We start from the raw sequence: 16,376 nt of genomic DNA, 5'->3' as shown, positions 1-16,376 counted from the left end.
CTCGGGCGCGGACCCTACCGCCGCCCTACCGTGCGCTGACCGCCGCTCTCAGGCCTCGAACGTGACGGTCAGCCGCGCGATCCGGCCGTCGGGAGCGATGTCGTAGACCGCGAGCATCGGCACCTCGAAGTTGTCGCCTGCCCGGCCCTCGGGGCCTTTCGGTGACATCGGGGTGTCGGCGAGCAGGATGAAGTGGACGTCGAGGTCGACCACGAGGGTGTGGCCGTCGGTGCGGAAGGTCCGCACGATCAGTGTCTCGAAGATCGACTCGTGCGCCTTCTCGAACCAGGTCAGCGAGTCGGCCGCGTTGTCGAAGCGCGCCACCGGGAAGTCGATGACCACGTCTGGCGTGTAGAACTCGGTGTGCACCCGCTTCCAGTCCTGGCTGTTGAAGGCCGCGACGTAGCTCAGGTAGCTCTCGAAGTTCACAGCGGTTCTCCTTTGAGCACACGGGCGCGGGCGCCGGGGCCGCGCTCGTCGGCGGTGACCACGAGCATGACGTCGGCCCGGCCGGTCGTCAGCAGGTTCGTCGCGTGGTCGAGTGCGACCTCTTCCGAGGCCTGCCCGGACGTCACGGCCGAAAGCGGGCCCTTGAGGCCGAGCGTCAGCGAAACGTAGCCCGCGGTCACGCTCGCGACGATGTTCGGCGCGGTCACGGGGCTGATCAGGTGCAGCTCGTCGCGTTCCCGCGCGGCGTGGAGTTCCTCGATGGTGCTCAGCGGGCCGTCGGCGGTGGCGAGCACCAGCCCGGAGCGGTCGGGATCGGGCCGGTTCTCGGCGGTGAAGCCCGCGTCGGCCCAGGCGAGATGGGCCGCGGCCAGCGACAGCGCCCCGAGTTCGTCGACGCGTGACGCGTACGCGCGCGGGAAGTTCCCTTGCGCCGCTTCGGCGTCCGGCACCGTCGCACTGCCCACAGTGGACACTTCGCGGATGCCGAGCCCGGGATCGGCGGCGGGCTCCCTGCCCAGCACGAGCACGCAGTTCGCGCCGCCGAACGCGATCGAGTTGGTCACGGCCACGTCGACCTTCGCGGGACGCGCGGTGCCGGGGACGACGTCCCAGCCGGGCATCCGCTCGGGATCGAGGTTGATCGTCGGCGGCAGCTTCGAGTCGCGGATGGCGAACGCGGTGATCGCCGCCTCGACCACGCCCGCGGCGCCGAGCGTGTGCCCGAGCTGCGGTTTCGAGCTGCTGAGCGGCGGGCCGCCGGAACCGAAGAGCGACCGCAGCGCGGTCAGCTCCGCGCGGTCGTTGGCGGGCGTCCCGGTGCCGTGGCCGTTGACGTAGTCGACCTCGGCCGGGGTGACGCCCGCGTCGCGCAGCGCCAGGCGCATCGCGCGGAAGAGGCCTTCGCCGCTGGGCGGCGGCGCGGTGATGTGGAAGGCGTCGGCGGTCATGCCGTAGCCGTTGACGTAGGCGATGACCTCCTTGTCACCGGGGTCGGCCTCCAGCAGCAGGAACGCCGCGCCCTCGCCGAGGTTGACGCCGCCGCTGCGCGAATACGGCCCCGACGGTTCGGTGTCGAGCGCCTTCCAGCTGCTGAAGGTCGCCATCGTGGTGACGTTCAGCAGGTCGATCCCGCCGACCAGCATCGCGGGCACGCGTCCGGCGCGCAGCAGGTCGACGGCGTGGCAGAGCGCGTTGGCGCTCGCCACGCAGCCGGTGCCGAAGATCGCGCGCGGCCCGTCGAGCCCGAGCTTCGCGACGATCGGATCCAAGGCGGCGTAAGGGAACCCGGTGCGCCACGCGGTCTCCGGCGCGCCGTTCGTGCCCAGCGTGATGCCGGTGCCCGGCGGCAGGTCGTCGACGGGCAGCCGCTGCGCGAGCGCCCAGAGCGTGTCCTGCTCGGTCAGTTCCGCGACGTACGCGCCGCCGAACCGGCCGGCCGCGTGCACGGCCGTCTCGCCGAGCGCGACCCGGTGCCAGGTGTCCTCGGCGCTCAGCCCGAACCCGGTCGCGAGCGCTATGCCGGTGATCGCGATCCCATGCGTCATGCGCGTAGTTTCCCTGTCTCGCTGCGGTCGATCCGGTCGACCAGCTCCACGGCCTGCGGGTTCAGCCCGAGCTCCTTGGCCGCGGCGCGCACGGCCTGCGGCAGCTCCGTGCCGGACCCCACCACCCGCACGAGGAAGCTCTCGCCGCGCAGCGCGTCACGCACGGGGAAGCACGCCAGGTCCGCGCAGCGCACGCGCTCGGCCAGCTCAGCCTGCACGGTGTCGAGGTTGACCCGCAGGCCGTTGATCTTGCACAGCCGCCCGCGCCTGCCCAGGAACCGGAACCGCCGCGCGTCGACGACCTCGACGAAGTCGTCGGTGCGCCATTCGGTCAGCTCACCGGCGAGCCGGGGGCCCGCCACCACGAGCGGGATCTCGCCGCTGTCGTCGCCGAGCAGCTTGACGTCGTCGAACAGCGTCCACGGCTGGGTCTCCCCGGTGCGATGCGCGATGCCGCCGGTTTCCGTCGAGCCGAAGATCTCGGTGATCCGCACGTCGCCGGGCGCGGGCAGGTCGTGCGCCTCCGGCGGCAGCGTCGCGGTGCTGTGCAGAATCGACAGTTCGTCCACAGTGGACAGGAACTCGGGATGCCTCGCCAAGATCCGGAAGGTCCACGGGATCGCGCCGACGCCGAGGCCGCGCGGGCTGATGGCGGGCATGTCGACGTCGAAGCTCGGCTGGTACCACACCGGCACACCCAGCAGCGCGGGCACGAGCACGGTCGTGAGCACGCCGTAGAGATGCGCGGGCGGCGCGAACGCGAGCACCGCGTCGATCCGGCGGCCGGACCACAGCCCGGCCAGCAGCTCCGCCTCGGAGACGAGCTGCTCGCGGGTGCGCCGCCACACCGTCGCCGCGCCGGTCGAGCCGGAGGTCTTGATGTCGAGACAGGGCGCGCTGCGCGCGATGAGGTGCTCGCGGTCGGCCGCGCTCAGCCGGTCCCAGCGCACGGACCAGGGTGTCTCGCCCGGCGCGCCGCCGTCGAGCACGACCCGGGGGTCGAGTTCGGCGTGCCGCCTCATGTCCGGCCCGCGACCCAGCTGGTGATGCTCGCGATCGTGCCGAACTCGGCGGCCGCGTCGTCCATCGCGAGCGGCCCGGTGGCGAGCGCGCGCTCGATCAGCCCGACCGTCTCCAGCTTGGCGAGACTGTCGAACAGCCCGTCCGGCACCTCGCTGAGCGGGCGGTCGACCGGCCAGTCGTCGACCGTGGTCCGCAAGGCCTTGCCGACCGCTTCGCGGACCACGGACTCGATCTCGTCTACCTCAGGCATCGGCTTCCTCTGCTGGGGTGAAGGCACCCGACGCGATCAGCCCGGCGACCGTCGCCAGGTCGCCGTCGAGCCTGCGGTCGTGGTGCAGGAACGGCACGTGCTCGCGCAGCAGCCGGTGCGCGGCGCGGGTGCCGTCGCCGAGCAGCTCGCGCCCGCGCAGGTCGGCCGCCTGGCAGCCCGCCATCAGCGTGATCGCGGTGATCTCGGTGACCAGCTCGACCACCGTGCGCGCGCCGCGGGCGGCGATGGTGCCCATGCTGACCTTGTCCTGGTTGTGCGACTCGGTCGAGCGGGAGAACGAGGTCGACGGGCCGGTCAGGCTCAGCGCTTCGGCGGCCAGCGCCGAGCAGGCCAGCTGCATGCCCTTGAAGCCGTGATGCAGGCCAGCCTCGGCCAGCGGTGTCAGATTGGGCGGCAGTCCCGCGTTGAACTTGTCGTCGACCAGCAGTGCCAGCTGCCGGTCCAGCAGGTCGCCGACGCTCGCGACGGCGACCTTCAGCGAGTCCATCGCCTGGCCGATGTGCCCGCCGTAGAAGTTGCCGCCGTTGTAGACCTCGCCGGTCTCCGCGTCGAAGAGCGGATTGTCGTTCGTGGAGTTGATCTCGACCTCGATCCACTCGGTCACCCAGCCGAGTGTGTCACGAAGGACGCCGATCACGTGCGGCGCGCAGCGCAGCGAGTACCGGTCCTGGATGGACCGGTTCAGCGTCAGCATCTCGCGCTCGTCCACATCGGCGTGCGGTTCGAGTACCGGGTTGTCGTCCGTGCAGAGGTACGAACCCGCCAGCATGCCGTGAATCCGTTGCGCCGAAAGGACTTGTCCCCGATGCGGCTTCTGGCGGTGGATGACCGGGTGGTAATGCCCCCGATTGCCGAGCAGCGCTTCGGCGGACAGCGCGGTGCACAGTTCGGCCACCCGCGCGAGCTCGGCGGCGTCGTGCGCGGCGAGCGCGGCGAACCCCGACATGAACGAGGTGCCGTTGATCAGCGCGAGGCCTTCTTTCGCCTCGTACGTGGCGGGTTTCAGGCCGCAGGCGCGCAACGCGTCCGCCGCCTGCCATTTGGCCTGCTTGAAGGTCACCTCGCCTTCGCCGGTCAGCATGTCGGCGAGATAGCACAGCGGGACGAGATCACCGCTCGCGCCGACCGAGCCGCGTTCGGGGATCAGCGGCAGGATGTCGTGGCGGAGGCAGTCGACGAGCAGGTCGACCACCTCGCGGCGGATGCCGGAATAGCCGCGCGCCAGGCAGTTCGCCCTGATCAGCATGGTCGCGCGCACCACGTCCGGCGCGGCGTGCGTGCCGGTGCCGTTGAGGTGATAGCGGATCAGGTTGCGCTGGAGTTCGGCGGTGCGCCGGGGATTGAGCTGGAACCGGGCGCTGTCCCCGAAGCCGGTCGTCACCCCGTAAAGAGGACGTTTGGTGGCGATCAGCTCGTCGCGGAGCGCGACGGAATCGTCCATACGGATGGCGGCTTCGGCCGAGAGGCCGAGCTGGGGTTCGTTCCTGGCCGCGGACGCAACGCCGGAGACGGTCAGCGTGTCGTCGCCCAGAGTGAGGCGCATGAACGGATCGTAGCGCCGGGAAGTCCCGCGCGAAACATACCCAAGGGTTTTATCGATCATGTCCCGGCCAGCGAATTTGTTGCTGTCCCATGGAAAGAGCAGGTCGTGCCGAGGCCGTGCGCGCTGATTTTGGTGCGGTAACGATGTTTCCTTATTTGTTAAAGTTCCTTACTTATGGCGCACGGTAAAGTGCGCGGGCGGCAGAGTCAAGGTCCGCGCCCGTGATGTGATTGAGCACCACTACGGAGGTAGGGAAATCGGCCGCCGCGCTTGACGGGGTTTTCCCGGCGGTGTTTCCATTTGGCGTCCGCCGCGGCGGATATGTCTCAAAAAAATGATCCAGGTGGAGGATTCCGTGTACTCAAGCCGAGCGCACGGGGTCCGTCGTGTCCACAACGGACGGTGAAGCCGGGTTACTCGGGTTGACCGTATTTCTGTCGCACGACCGTCAGGTCGAACGGCGGAAAACCGCATGGCGGCCGACTGCGCTCCGGCGCAGAAGGGGGAGAACGCTCAGGCGTCGTGAGTGGTATGACCGGTTCTAACCGGCCGTACCACTCACGACCCCCTGCGCCTGGCCGGATTCGGCGGCGGCGAACTCGCGCACCGCCGCGGAGCCGTAAGCGCGCGAAACCTCGCACAGCCACTGGATTTCCGCCGCCCGATCGGGGAGTTCGGCGCCGTTGAACAGGTCCGTCGCCGGGTCGTCGCACGGCTCGGCGCCCCGCAGCTTCAGCCGGCACGCCACGGCGACACTGCAGGCGGTCGCCAGCGCGTTCCGGCCACCCGCGCGGGCGCGTGCCTGGTCCAGTACCGACGCGGGCAGATAGTCCCGCAGCGTGATCAAGCCGTCGCGGATCTCGATCACTCGTCTGTACAGCCGCAGGTTCAGTGAGCCGAACGCCAGCTCCCGCACCCGTCCGCGCGGTGTGATCAGCGCGATATGCGGCACCGCCTCGTAAACCGCGCGCCACAGCGGATAGAGCGTCCACAGTGCACAGTAGCTGCGCGCGGTCTGCGCGTAGTCCGGGTAAGCCGACAGGATGCTGCCCGCCACGAAGGCCAGCAGGCCTATGTACATGATTAGCCGCATCGCCGCGACGATCGGGGTCTCCGGATAGAACAGCAAGACCGTCCGCAACACGGCGTACGCGATGCCCGCCACGAAGCAGACCGTGATCAGCTTCAGGCTGATCCGCAGCAGCCGCGAGCCGGCACGCAGGTTGTACCGCCAGAACACCCACATCGCGATCGTGCTGATCGCGCAGACGTACGACAGGTAGACCAGCCAGTACGAGATCAGCGGCGAGAAGCTCACCGTCTTCGGCAGGAAGTACGCGCCGGCCGAGGAGGTCGCGAAGCCGAAGAGGACGGTCATCGCCGTCACCGTGACGAGCGCGCTGATCAGCACCCGCCTGCGGTTGACGCGGGAGTCCCGGCCGACCACCACGAGCATGATGTGCAGGATGGCCGCGTCGAACAACGCGGTCAGGCCGTGTTTGAGCAGGCTTTCCACGTTGGGGACGCCGGTGAACGCGTTGACCCAGCGGCCGATCGCGGGTTGTGCGAACGTCATCGAAAGCGCTTCGAGGAACAGGGTGGCCGCCCACAGCCTGGCGCGCCTCGAGCGGATCGCCGACGGGACGCGGATCAGGCCTGCCGTCCACAGCCCGACGACCGTGGCGACCTCGAGGGTGGTGAGCAGCCCGGTGATCATGCGTCGCTCGGGCGGGTGCCGAGCACCTGCTCCAGCCTGGCCAGATCCGGGGTCGACGGGCCCGCGCAGCGGGTGGCGTGGTCGAGGATGAGGCTGGCCACCATCTCGGCCTCCTCTTCCTGGCGGTTCGTGTAACTCGTGCGCGCGAGCAGCCGCCGGACCAGCGCCGGGTCGAGGTCGGGCAGGATCGCGCGGAACGACGACGGTTCCGTCAGTCCCGGTGATTCGTGTTCACACAGCATATGCGCGATTTCGTGCACGATGATGTGTTCTTGGTGCAATTTGGTGGTGTTTTCTTCATAAAATATGTAATCACTTTCCGCGGTGGCGATCCACAGCCCGCACGGGCCGCCCGCGGTCGGCAGCACCGGGAACGGCAGCAGATACAGCGGGCGCCCGCGCTGGGCGCTCAGCTTGTGGCACAGCCGCGCGACCGAGAACGGCTGGGGCAGCCCGACCCCGCGCACGATCGACCGGCAGTGCTTCTTCAACCGCCGTGAGGTCATTCCACATCCTCGACCGGACTGAGCTGCTGGACTTTCCTGGCTTCGGTGACGATGGCCAGAATCGTGTCCAGAGTCTGGGGCGCGAGACCGTCCGCCCGCAAGGCTATGTCACGCACCTTCGCGTTGCGCAACGCCGAGGCCAGGCTGATCTGGGCGTTCACCCGGTCGGCCACCTCGTCGTTGAGGAAGTACTCGGCGGGCACGCCGAAGTAGCTCGCGAGCACGGCGACCTGGTCGACCGTCGGATTCCGCTTGCGCCCGGTGGCGAGTTCCCACAGATAGGTGCCGGACAGCCGCGCGCCGGTGGACTCCCTGATCTCCTCGGCCAGCCGCGTGTACCCGGGCCGCCTGCGGGTGTCGGGGTGGCGCACGGCGATCAGATGATTGATCTTGCCTGCCAGCCTGCCCTCGTCCCCTGGGCCCTCTGCGGGGTGCATGGATCGACGTTACCAGGCACCACGGACCTCAACAGCTATAGTTGACGGACGGTCCGAGCGTTTACCGGGGGGTGGCTCTCGGGCCACGGACTCGTGCGCGTTGCGGGCGGTTCTAACCGCCCGCAACGCGCACGAGCCCCTAAACCTGATGCAACTCGGCCGCGAACAGGCTCAGCTTCGTATACGCGCCGGGGCTTCCCTCACGCGCGCACCCGCGCCCGAACGTGATGACGCCCGCCAGCCGCCCGTCCACGACGATCGGCCCGCCGGAGTCACCCTGGCAGGCATCGATGCCGCCCTCGGCGTATCCCGCGCAGAAGACGGTCGTGATGTACGGCTCCGCGTACGCCGCCGCGCAGTCCTCGTCCGACAGCAGCGGCACCTCGGCCTGCTGCAGCGTCTCGGCGAGAGCACCGTCCTCGGTCGTGTCGCCCCAGCCGAGGATCGTGCCGACGTTGCCCGCCTCGTACGGCTGCGTCTCCCCGTCCTCGACGATCTCGATCCACGGGTACGGCACGGGTTCCGGCAGCATCAGCATCGCGATGTCGTTGCGGTAGTAGTCGGGGTCGTAGTCCGGCTGGATCCAGTACGACGACACGGCGAAGACGTCGCCGCCGTCGCCGGTGCGCTGGTCGCGGCCCGCGACGACCTCGATGCGCGTCGGGTCGTCCAGCCAGGCCAGGCAGTGCGCGGTGGTCAGCACCTGCTGGTTGCTGATGAACGTGCCGCCGCAGAAATGCTGGCCGTTGATCCGCAGCGAGACCACCCACGGATAGTCCTGTGTGCTCGCGTCACCACCGCCGACGATGTCCGGTTTCGGACCGGCCTGCGCGGCTCCGACCAGACTGGTCAGCAGCACTGCTACGAGGCCGAGGATGACGGCGGTGCGGCGTCTCATGCGGACGTTCCTCCCCAGGATCAGGACAATTCTCCAGCGGGAGAAGCTAACCCCGATCTTGCCTGTGAGACAAGGGCTTTACGTCAAGAAGGCACCTCACGGAAAAGCCTGCCAGTGCGAAACATTCGCACTGGCAGGCTCGGTCACCGCGCCGTGATCAGGTGCCGGCCGCGAAGTGGATCACGTTGCTGATCGAGTTCGCCGGGATCTGCCTGGTGGTGTACCGGTAGGCGCTCCAGTTGTACTCCTCGATCGTCACGGTCGAGCCGTTCACCGCGGAGATGTACGCGACGTGGCCCGCGGAGGAAGCCCCGCTGACGCCGGGCTCGAACTGGGCGATGGCGCCGGCCCGTGGCGTGTGGTCGACCGGGTAGCCGAGCTTGATCGCGTTGTCGTTCCACTCGTAGGCGTTGCCCCAGTGACCGGCGATCCCGTTGCGCCACATGTTGTTGTGGAAGTAGCCGTTGACCTGCTCCATCCGCCACGCGACGAACGAGGTGCACTGGCGGATGTACATCGCCCAGCGGTCGGCCAGGTTGACGTCGCCGTTCTTGTACGGGTAGTCGTCGCCGGCCGGGCGCCTGCCGGTGGCCGGGCATTCCGGCTCGACCGCGCCGGAGACTCCGGTGTAGACGAACGCGTCCGCCACCCACGAGCCGTTGGACAACTTGTCCCAGATGGTCGACGAGCCCCACTTCCCGCTCACCGGTTCGGATTTCGTGGTGCACACGATGGTGACCCAGCTGCCGCTGTTCGCGCTGCCGGTGACGCCGTACTGCGTGCCGGGGCCGCCGCGCAGGTTGACGGCCGAGCCGCCGGGCGCGTCGATCTTGGCGTTGGTCGCGGCCTGCGCGGGCGCCGCGGACAGCACGCCTGCGGCCAGCAGGCCGGTCAGCGCGGTGAGCATGGTCTTGAAACGCATCGGTTCATCTCCCGTTCCAGTGCGAGGTCTTCTTCACGGCGCCAGCCCAGTTCTGGGAGATGTGCACGTGGTCGTTGTGTTTGCAGGTCTTGCCGGAGTTGCCGCAGTTCCCGATCTCGTCGTAGTCCTGCCAGCCGAGATTCGGCTGGCTGGAGAGCCAGACCTTGTCGTTCCAGATGACGGTCTGGACGCCGTAGCTCCCGGCGTTGGCGCGCATGAAGTTCGCGAGGTTCCAGCCGACCTGGTATTCGCTCGGCTTGTCGGCGTCCATCCAGAAGTCGAGCGCCCGGCCTTCGCCGTGCTCGCCCGGCTTGTCCGCGTAGATACCGGCGAAATGCGCGTCGCCACCGCGGACGTTGTAGGCCGGGTTCGCCTTGAGCTCGTTGTAGAGCAGCCGGGTGCCCGGCTGGTCCACGTGCAGGTTCAGTTCGGACGGATCCCAGTGCAGCACCGATCCGCCGCACTCAGGGCCGACCGCGCCCGGCTGTCCGGTGTAGACATACGCGTCCGAGACATAGCCTTCGAGGTGGATGTAGTCCCACACATCGGTGGTGCCGTACGGGCCGGTGACGCTCTGGCCGCGCACCGTGCACGCGATGGCTACCCGCTGGCCGCCGGTGACCGTGCCTTTCGGCGCGTACCCGGTGCCGGGCCCGGTGCGGTAGTTGACCGTGTAGCCGTTGAGCACACTGACCGTGTGCGCCGAGGCCGGCGTGAGTCCCAGCCCGACGGTCAGCGCCGCCGAGGCCAGGAGCACCGCGGCCGTCCTCAGTGGTTGCAGACGCACTTTCTTCCCCTCTCGCGTCGGTGTGGTGCTCACCGTCGGGGGTCGAAATGACCGAAATCTTGTGGGAACCTTGCGGCGTGCTAGCGCTGCGCCTGCTCGGTCCGGTCGAGGCCGTGATCGACGGCGCACCGGCCGACCTCGGGCACCCCCGGCAGCGGTGCGTGCTCGCCGTACTGCTCGCGAACGCGAACACGCTGGTCACAGTGGACGCGCTGATCGACAAGGTGTGGGGCCAGGACCCGCCCGCGTCGGTCCGCAACACGCTCTACGCGCACATCGCGCGCCTGCGCCGCGCGCTCGCGGGCACGGACGAGATCCGCATCGGCAAACGCTCCGGCGGCTATCTCGCCGAGGTCGACCCCGGCGCGGTCGACATCCTGCGCTTTCGCAAGCTCGTGGCCTCGGCACGCGGTCTCGACGATGACGAGGCGTCGAAAGTGCTTTCCGAAGCCCTTTCGCTGTGGCGCGGCACGCCGCTCGCGGACATCTCCGGGCCGTGGGTGGCCGAAACCCGGCCAGCGCTCGACGCCGAATGGTCCGCCGCTGTCCTCGACCGCAATGCCGCTGAGCTGCGTCTGGGCAGGCACGCCGAGGTGCTGGCCGACGTGCGCGCGCTGCTGGTCACGCGCCCGCTCGACGAGCGGCTCGCCGCTCAGCTGATGCTGGCCGCGTATCGGACCGGCTCACCGGCCGACGCGCTCGAGTGCTTCCACGACATCCGCCTGCGCCTCGCCGAGGAGCTGGGCGTCGATCCCAGCCTTGAGCTGCGGGAACTGCACGGCAAGATCCTGCGCAACGACCCCACGCTCGACGCGCCGTCAGCCGCGGCGGCTGTCCGCGCACCCGCCGAGCTGCCGCCGGACGTCGCTGACTTCACCGACCGCCAGGCCGAGGTCGACCGGCTGTGCGAGCTGCTCGCGCTGGGAAAGGCGCCGGTCGCCATCAACGGGCCGGGTGGCGTCGGCAAGTCCGCGCTGGCCGTGCACGTCGCGCACCGGCTGGCCGGCCGGTTTCCCGACGGGCAGCTCTACGTCGACCTGCAAGGCGCGACCGCCGGGCTCGAACCGCTCGCGCCCGCCGAGGTGCTCGACCGCTGGCTGCACACGCTCGGCGGCGACGCGACGCGCGTGCCGCTCGGCGTCGGGGAGGCGGCGACCCGGTTCCGGTCGCTCGTCGCGGGGCGGCGCCTGCTGATCGTGCTCGACAACGCGGCGACGGCCGCGCAGGTCAAGCCGCTGCTGCCGGCCGGGTGCGCGGTGCTGATCACCAGCCGGGTGGTGCTCGCGACACTCGCCGGGGTGACGCATCTCGATCTCGACGTGCTCAGCCAGGACGGCGCGGTCGCGTTGCTCGGCAGGCTGGCGGGCGCGGACCGGATCGAGGCCGATCCGGACCAGGCGGCGGCCGTCGCGCGGTTGTGCGGCTACCTGCCGCTCGCGGTGCGGATCGCGGGCGCGCGGCTGGCGGCGCGCCGCACGTGGACGATGTCGATGCTGGCGGAGCGGCTGGCCGACCAGCATCGCAGGCTGGACGAGCTGCAGGTCGCGGATCTGGCCGTACGGGCGAGTTTCACCGTGGGATACCAGGATCTGCGTGCCGACGCGGCGCGGCTGTTCCGGCTGCTGGGACTGCTCGACGGGCCGGACGTGAGCGTGCGCGTCGCGGCGGCGCTGGCCGGCTGCTCGCCGCTGGACGCCGAAGCCGTGCTGGATCGCTTGTGCGACGCGCAATTGCTCGCGTCGCCGGTGCCGGGCCGGTACCGGATGCACGACCTGATCCGGCTCTACGCACGAGAACTCGACGACGGTGAGCGGTACGCCGCGCTGGCGCGGGCTTTCCGTTGCCACTTGGCCGATGCACGGCAATCGAGCCTGTTGTTGCATCCGACGAGCACGCGGCGCCTGCCCGGCTGCCCGGGCCTGGTGTCTACTGTGGACACCAAGGAGCAGGCGATCGACTGGGTCGACACCGAACGCGCCAACCTGGTCGCGGCCGTGTCCCAGCTCGGCGCCGGGCCGGACGCGAAGCTCGCGGTGCAGCTGACGGCGGCGCTGTTCCGGCCGTTCGACATCCGCGGGCATTGGCAGGAGCTGAGCTTCACCCACGACGTCGCGATGGCGACCGCGCAGCGCATCGGCGACCGGGCCGGTGAGGCGCAGACCAAGGAAGACCTCGGCTATGTCCACGGCCACAGTGGACGTTTCGACGAGGCGATTTCCCTTACCCGCGAAGCGATCGAGATCTGGCGTGAGATCGGCGACGAGACCGGCGAGGCGAGCTGTCTCGACATACTCGGGCACAGTTACGCGCAGCTGGAACGGTTCGACGAGGCCGTCGAATGCCTGCTGCGCGCGTTGGAGATCAGCCGATCGTCGGGCCATCGGCGCGGTGAGGCGCGGGTGCTCAACACGCTCGGACTGGTGTACCAGCGGCTGGGAAAGCTGGCCGAAGCCATCGAGTGCCATACGGAAAGCCTTGAGCTGGACCGGGAATTGGGCAACCACTACGGCGAAGGCGTCGCGTTCGCGAACCTCGGCTGGGCGCATTCCCGGGGCGGGCACTACGCGGAGGCCATCGACTACCACCAACGGAGCCTTGACATCGCCCGCGCCGTCGGCGATCGCTACGTCGAAGCGGAGCAGCTGTGGGGACTGGGCCAGGCGCAGCACGCGCTGGGTTCGGCTTCGGCGACCGCGCACTGGCACCAGTCGATCGCCATCCTGCGCGACATCGGCGCGCTGACCACGGCCGAAGCCGTGGCGTTGGCCGAGGAAAAGGTCCCGGGAACCCCCGAAGTCATTCGTAGGTTTACGTAGGGGTTGTCGTGAGTGTTGCGGCCGGTTAGAACCGGCCATACCACTCACGACTCCTTTCGGCGGGTTGACGCCCGGCCGGGCCGCGCGCTTTGCTGGAATGGTCCATACCAGCTTCCCGCCGTCGCTGGTGGTACCCGCGGTGAAGGGCGGCCCATGACGGCTCGGACGGCGTTGCCGGTCATACTCACGCTGGCGGCAGGAATTCTCACCGGCGGCACCGCCGCGGCCGCGCCGCCACCGCCGATCCAAGCCGACGGCCAAAGCCACGCCGTCACCCTGCTGACCGGCGACAAGGTCATCGTCACCGACGTTCCCGGTGGACGGCACAGTGTCCGCGTCGAACCGGGACCCGGCCGCGAGAACCAGGTGTTCTTCAAGCAGGCCAAGGAAGATCAGCTCGTCGTGCTGCCCGGCGACGTCGCGAAGCAGGTCAAGTCCGGCACGCTGGACCGGGCGCTGTTCGATGTCACCGGCCTGATCAAGCAGGGCTACGACGACGCGTCGCGCAAGGACCTGCCGGTCATCGTCGACGGCGCCGGTCTCACCGGCGCGTCCACCGTGCGGTCCTTGCCCAGCATCCACGCGGTCGCGGCGACCCTGCCCAAGGGCGGGGTCTGGACCGCGAGCGGTCAGCGCGTCCGGCTCGACCGCAAGGTCAAGGTCGACCTCGACCAGAGCGTCCCGCAGATCGGCGCGCCGCAGGCGTGGCAGGCCGGTTACACCGGCAAGGGGGTCAAGGTCGCGGTGCTCGACACCGGCTACGACCACGAGCATCCCGACCTCAAGAACGTGGTGGCGGACGAAAAAGACTTCACCGGCGAGGGTGTGCAGGACGGCAACGGTCACGGCACGCACGTCGCGTCGACCGTCGCGGGATCCGGTGCCGCTTCGAACGGCCGCTACCAGGGCGCCGCGCCCGATGCGCGGCTGCTGATCGGGAAGGCGCTCGACAACGAGGGTTCCGGGAGCTTCTCGACGATCATCGAGGCCATGCAGTGGGCGGCGGACGCCGGCGCCAAGGTGATCAGCATGAGTCTCGGCTCGGACACGCCCAGCGACGGCACGGACCCGTTGTCCGAGGCGGTCAACACGATCAGCCGCGAGAAGGGCGCGTTGTTCGTCGTCGCGGCAGGCAACGAGGGCCGGGACAAGTCGATCGGCTCACCCGGAGCCGCCGATGCCGCGCTGACCGTCGGCAGTGTGTCCAAACAGGACATTCAGAGCAGCTTCTCCAGCCGTGGTCCCAGGATCGGTGACTTCGCGGTCAAGCCGGATCTCACCGGACCCGGCGAGGCGATCGTGGCCGCGCGCGCCAAGGGCACCGAAGCAGGCGACCACGACCCGGTCGGCGATTTCTACGCCAGGCTGTCCGGCACCTCGATGGCTACCCCGCACGTCGCCGGTGCGGCGGCCATCCTCGCGCAGGAGCATCCACAATGGACAGGCGAGCAGCTCAAGAACGCGTTGACCTCCACGGCGAAGGTCAACGCCGGATCCGTCTACGCGCAGGGCGCCGGCCGCGTCGACGTCGCCCGCGCGGCCCAGCAGAAGGTCACGGCCAGTGCGAGCGTCGGCTTCGGGCTGGTGACCTGGCCGCATGACCAGGGCAAGCCGCAGGTCAAGGACGTCACGTACACCAACGACGGCGACCAGCCCGTCGAGCTGACGCTCGCGCTGACCTCGGACGCGCCCGCCGGGGTGCTGTCCGCCGCGCAGAACAAGCTCGTGGTTCCCGCGCACGGCACCGCCAAGGCGCAGGTCAGCAGTCGGCCCCAGGCACTCGGCGCGGCCACGGGCTCGTTCGGCGGCAGGTTGACCGCCACGGGTGGCGGGGCCGTGCTGCAGACGGCCGTCGGCATCAGCGGCGAGCGCGAGAGCTACGACCTGACCATCAAGCTGATCGACCGGCAAGGCAAGCCGCAGAGCGACGACATCCAGTCCAGCCTGGCACTCATGGGCGACGCACTCGGCCCCGACGAGGGCGGCTATCTGTCCACGGCCGGCGGTCAGGTGACCGTTCGCGTGCCGAAAGGCAAGTACAGCGTCTCTTCGCTGGTCACCACTGCGGGGCCGGACGGAAGCGTCGGCGACATCACCCTGGTCGGCGCGCCGGGGCTGACCGTCAGCAACAAGCAGACGCTGACTCTGGACGCGAGGCCAGGTAAGAAGGTCACGGTCAAGGTTCCCCGCAAGAGCGCGGTGAACCTCTTCCGCGACTTCGGCGCGATCGTCGGCGGCAGCGGCGGCACGGTGAACAACACCGCGTACGTCGAACCTGAGTCGGTCGGGCTGTACGCCGTCCCGGCGACCGGCGGCACCGCGAGCACGTTCGTCACCGCGTACACCGCGCAGGTCACCGATCCGCTGGACAAAGACCTGGTCACGCACGCGCCGATGTACAACCTGAACTACGGCTGGCCCGGCGAGGTGCCCGCGCGGATCGACTTCACCGTGCGGGAAGAGGACATGGCACGCGTGCACGCCACATTCGGAAACAAGACCGGGAAGGCCGACCTGGTCGTGCGCGCGCTGAACGGCTACCTGCCGATCCAGACGTTCACCGCGGTCGCCACCACCCGCGTGCACCTGCCGGGGGAGCGCGTCGAGTTCTACACGGCCGGTGACGTCTTCTGGATCAACCAGCTCTACCGCGAACCCGGCGACGGCGGGAACCCGCCGTCGCCGTTCGGCGCGGTCTGGGCGACGGTGACCAAGTATCGGCCGGGCTCGTTCGAGGAGCCGTGGAACTTCGGGGTCGAAGGCCCCGGGCTGCCCGGCGCCGCGGACGGCAAGGGCATCCCCGGCGACCCGATCTGGGGTGGCCGGTGGGGTGACCAGCTGAGCGTGCGCGCGCCGTTGTTCGCCGACAGCGGGCCGTATCAGCACACCTGGCTGGATCCGCAGCACGTCAAGGGCGGCTGGTCGGTCTACCGCGACGGGAAACTGATCGGTTCCAACACTCAGTACACCGCCGCTTCGGCCGAGGTGCCGCCCGAGGAGGCGACCTACCGGTTCGCCGGGTTCGCCGACCGGGCCGTGCCCTGGTCGGAGTTGTCCACACATGTGGAGTCCTCGTGGACATTCCGGTCGGCGCATGTGGCCGGGGAGGATCCCGGGCGGCTGCCGCTGATCGCGGTCAAGGCCAAGCCGTCGCTCGATCCGTACAACCGCGTGCCCGCCACGCCGATGACCGTGCTCCCGTTGCGGGTGGAACGGCAGCAAGGCGCGCCCGCACGGCCGCTGAAGTCGGTGAAGGCCGAGGTCTCCTTCGACGACGGCAAGACCTGGGCGTCCGCGCCGGTCATGGGTCTCTGCGCGTTCGTGGCGAACCCCGCGAACGCACACGGCTTCGTGTCGCTGCGGGTCAGCGCTTCGGACACGGCGGGCAGCGCGTTCGAGTCGACGGTGATCCGTGCCTACCGGCTGGGCGCCCCGTGATGAGCGGACGGGATTTAGCGGGCT

The 16,376-nt window shown here is 69.4% G+C and carries 13 protein-coding genes; 2 read left to right on the top strand and 11 right to left on the bottom strand.

Annotation, left to right across the window (positions count from 1 at the left end; genetic code table 11):
- Positions 1 to 48 precede the first annotated feature (48 nt).
- The 11 genes from BLV57_RS31505 to BLV57_RS43450 all read right to left on the bottom strand — a co-directional run bounded on the left by BLV57_RS31505 (position 49) and on the right by BLV57_RS43450 (position 10,098).
- A complete protein-coding gene (locus BLV57_RS31505; RefSeq protein WP_091294980.1) occupies positions 49 to 429 on the bottom strand; it encodes a nuclear transport factor 2 family protein in 381 nt (126 codons plus the stop codon).
- Positions 426 to 1,994 (bottom strand): beta-ketoacyl synthase N-terminal-like domain-containing protein, encoded by a 1,569-nt coding sequence (locus tag BLV57_RS31500; RefSeq protein ID WP_091294978.1) that lies wholly within the window; start codon positions 1,992 to 1,994, stop codon positions 426 to 428. The genes BLV57_RS31505 and BLV57_RS31500 overlap by 4 nt, the downstream gene beginning before the upstream one ends.
- Complete coding sequence (locus BLV57_RS31495; RefSeq protein ID WP_091294975.1) at positions 1,991 to 3,016, bottom strand: AMP-binding protein; 1,026 nt, start codon at positions 3,014 to 3,016, stop codon at positions 1,991 to 1,993. Before BLV57_RS31495 ends, BLV57_RS31500 begins: the two co-directional genes overlap by 4 nt.
- The gene (locus tag BLV57_RS31490; RefSeq protein WP_091294974.1) at positions 3,013 to 3,267 is read right to left on the bottom strand and encodes a hypothetical protein; all 255 of its coding nucleotides are present in this window, start codon (positions 3,265 to 3,267) and stop codon (positions 3,013 to 3,015) included. The genes BLV57_RS31495 and BLV57_RS31490 overlap by 4 nt, the downstream gene beginning before the upstream one ends.
- Positions 3,260 to 4,831 (bottom strand): aromatic amino acid ammonia-lyase, encoded by a 1,572-nt coding sequence (locus tag BLV57_RS31485; RefSeq protein WP_091294971.1) that lies wholly within the window; start codon positions 4,829 to 4,831, stop codon positions 3,260 to 3,262. Before BLV57_RS31485 ends, BLV57_RS31490 begins: the two co-directional genes overlap by 8 nt.
- 541 nt (positions 4,832 to 5,372) lie before the next feature.
- The gene (locus tag BLV57_RS31480; protein ID WP_091294970.1) at positions 5,373 to 6,548 is read right to left on the bottom strand and encodes an MAB_1171c family putative transporter; all 1,176 of its coding nucleotides are present in this window, start codon (positions 6,546 to 6,548) and stop codon (positions 5,373 to 5,375) included.
- Positions 6,545 to 7,054 (bottom strand): ImmA/IrrE family metallo-endopeptidase, encoded by a 510-nt coding sequence (locus BLV57_RS31475; protein WP_091294967.1) that lies wholly within the window; start codon positions 7,052 to 7,054, stop codon positions 6,545 to 6,547. The genes BLV57_RS31480 and BLV57_RS31475 overlap by 4 nt, the downstream gene beginning before the upstream one ends.
- Positions 7,051 to 7,491, bottom strand: a complete 441-nt coding sequence (locus BLV57_RS31470) for a hypothetical protein (RefSeq protein WP_091294965.1) — start codon at positions 7,489 to 7,491, stop codon at positions 7,051 to 7,053. Before BLV57_RS31470 ends, BLV57_RS31475 begins: the two co-directional genes overlap by 4 nt.
- 139 nt (positions 7,492 to 7,630) lie before the next feature.
- Positions 7,631 to 8,389: a S1 family peptidase gene (locus BLV57_RS31465; RefSeq protein ID WP_245757592.1), complete on the bottom strand. Its 759-nt coding sequence runs from the start codon at positions 8,387 to 8,389 to the stop codon at positions 7,631 to 7,633.
- A 157-nt stretch (positions 8,390 to 8,546) separates the two neighbouring features.
- A complete protein-coding gene (locus tag BLV57_RS31460; RefSeq protein WP_091294959.1) occupies positions 8,547 to 9,311 on the bottom strand; it encodes a CHAP domain-containing protein in 765 nt (254 codons plus the stop codon).
- A 4-nt stretch (positions 9,312 to 9,315) separates the two neighbouring features.
- On the bottom strand, positions 9,316 to 10,098 hold the full coding sequence (locus BLV57_RS43450) for a VldE C-terminal domain-containing protein (RefSeq protein ID WP_176968890.1): 783 nt from the start codon (positions 10,096 to 10,098) through the stop codon (positions 9,316 to 9,318).
- Positions 10,099 to 10,145: 47 nt separating this feature from the next.
- Between BLV57_RS43450 and BLV57_RS31450 the strand changes: the two genes are divergently transcribed.
- Together BLV57_RS31450 and BLV57_RS31445 are read left to right on the top strand one after the other, a co-directional pair.
- Positions 10,146 to 12,914 carry an AfsR/SARP family transcriptional regulator gene (locus BLV57_RS31450; protein ID WP_091294958.1) on the top strand — a complete coding sequence of 923 codons (2,769 nt, stop codon included), beginning with the start codon at positions 10,146 to 10,148 and terminating at the stop codon, positions 12,912 to 12,914.
- Positions 12,915 to 13,067: 153 nt separating this feature from the next.
- Positions 13,068 to 16,352, top strand: coding sequence for a S8 family serine peptidase (locus BLV57_RS31445; RefSeq protein WP_091294955.1), 3,285 nt, complete (start codon positions 13,068 to 13,070; stop codon positions 16,350 to 16,352).
- Positions 16,353 to 16,376: the final 24 nt, after the last annotated feature.

The sequence above is a fragment of the Amycolatopsis xylanica genome (assembly GCF_900107045.1).
Taxonomy (GTDB): domain Bacteria; phylum Actinomycetota; class Actinomycetes; order Mycobacteriales; family Pseudonocardiaceae; genus Amycolatopsis; species Amycolatopsis xylanica.
This window is presented reverse-complemented; position numbering and strand designations above follow the sequence as displayed.

Coding starts and splice junctions, on each gene's coding strand:
- BLV57_RS31500 (WP_091294978.1), bottom strand. CDS start 1,994: ATGACGCATGGGATCGCGATCACCGGCATAGCGCTCGCGACCGGGTTC.
- BLV57_RS31495 (WP_091294975.1), bottom strand. CDS start 3,016: ATGAGGCGGCACGCCGAACTCGACCCCCGGGTCGTGCTCGACGGCGGC.
- BLV57_RS31490 (WP_091294974.1), bottom strand. CDS start 3,267: ATGCCTGAGGTAGACGAGATCGAGTCCGTGGTCCGCGAAGCGGTCGGC.
- BLV57_RS31485 (WP_091294971.1), bottom strand. CDS start 4,831: ATGCGCCTCACTCTGGGCGACGACACGCTGACCGTCTCCGGCGTTGCG.
- BLV57_RS31480 (WP_091294970.1), bottom strand. CDS start 6,548: ATGATCACCGGGCTGCTCACCACCCTCGAGGTCGCCACGGTCGTCGGG.
- BLV57_RS31475 (WP_091294967.1), bottom strand. CDS start 7,054: ATGACCTCACGGCGGTTGAAGAAGCACTGCCGGTCGATCGTGCGCGGG.
- BLV57_RS31470 (WP_091294965.1), bottom strand. CDS start 7,491: ATGCACCCCGCAGAGGGCCCAGGGGACGAGGGCAGGCTGGCAGGCAAG.
- BLV57_RS31465 (WP_245757592.1), bottom strand. CDS start 8,389: ATGAGACGCCGCACCGCCGTCATCCTCGGCCTCGTAGCAGTGCTGCTG.
- BLV57_RS31460 (WP_091294959.1), bottom strand. CDS start 9,311: ATGCGTTTCAAGACCATGCTCACCGCGCTGACCGGCCTGCTGGCCGCA.
- BLV57_RS31450 (WP_091294958.1), top strand. CDS start 10,146: ATGACCGAAATCTTGTGGGAACCTTGCGGCGTGCTAGCGCTGCGCCTG.
- BLV57_RS31445 (WP_091294955.1), top strand. CDS start 13,068: ATGACGGCTCGGACGGCGTTGCCGGTCATACTCACGCTGGCGGCAGGA.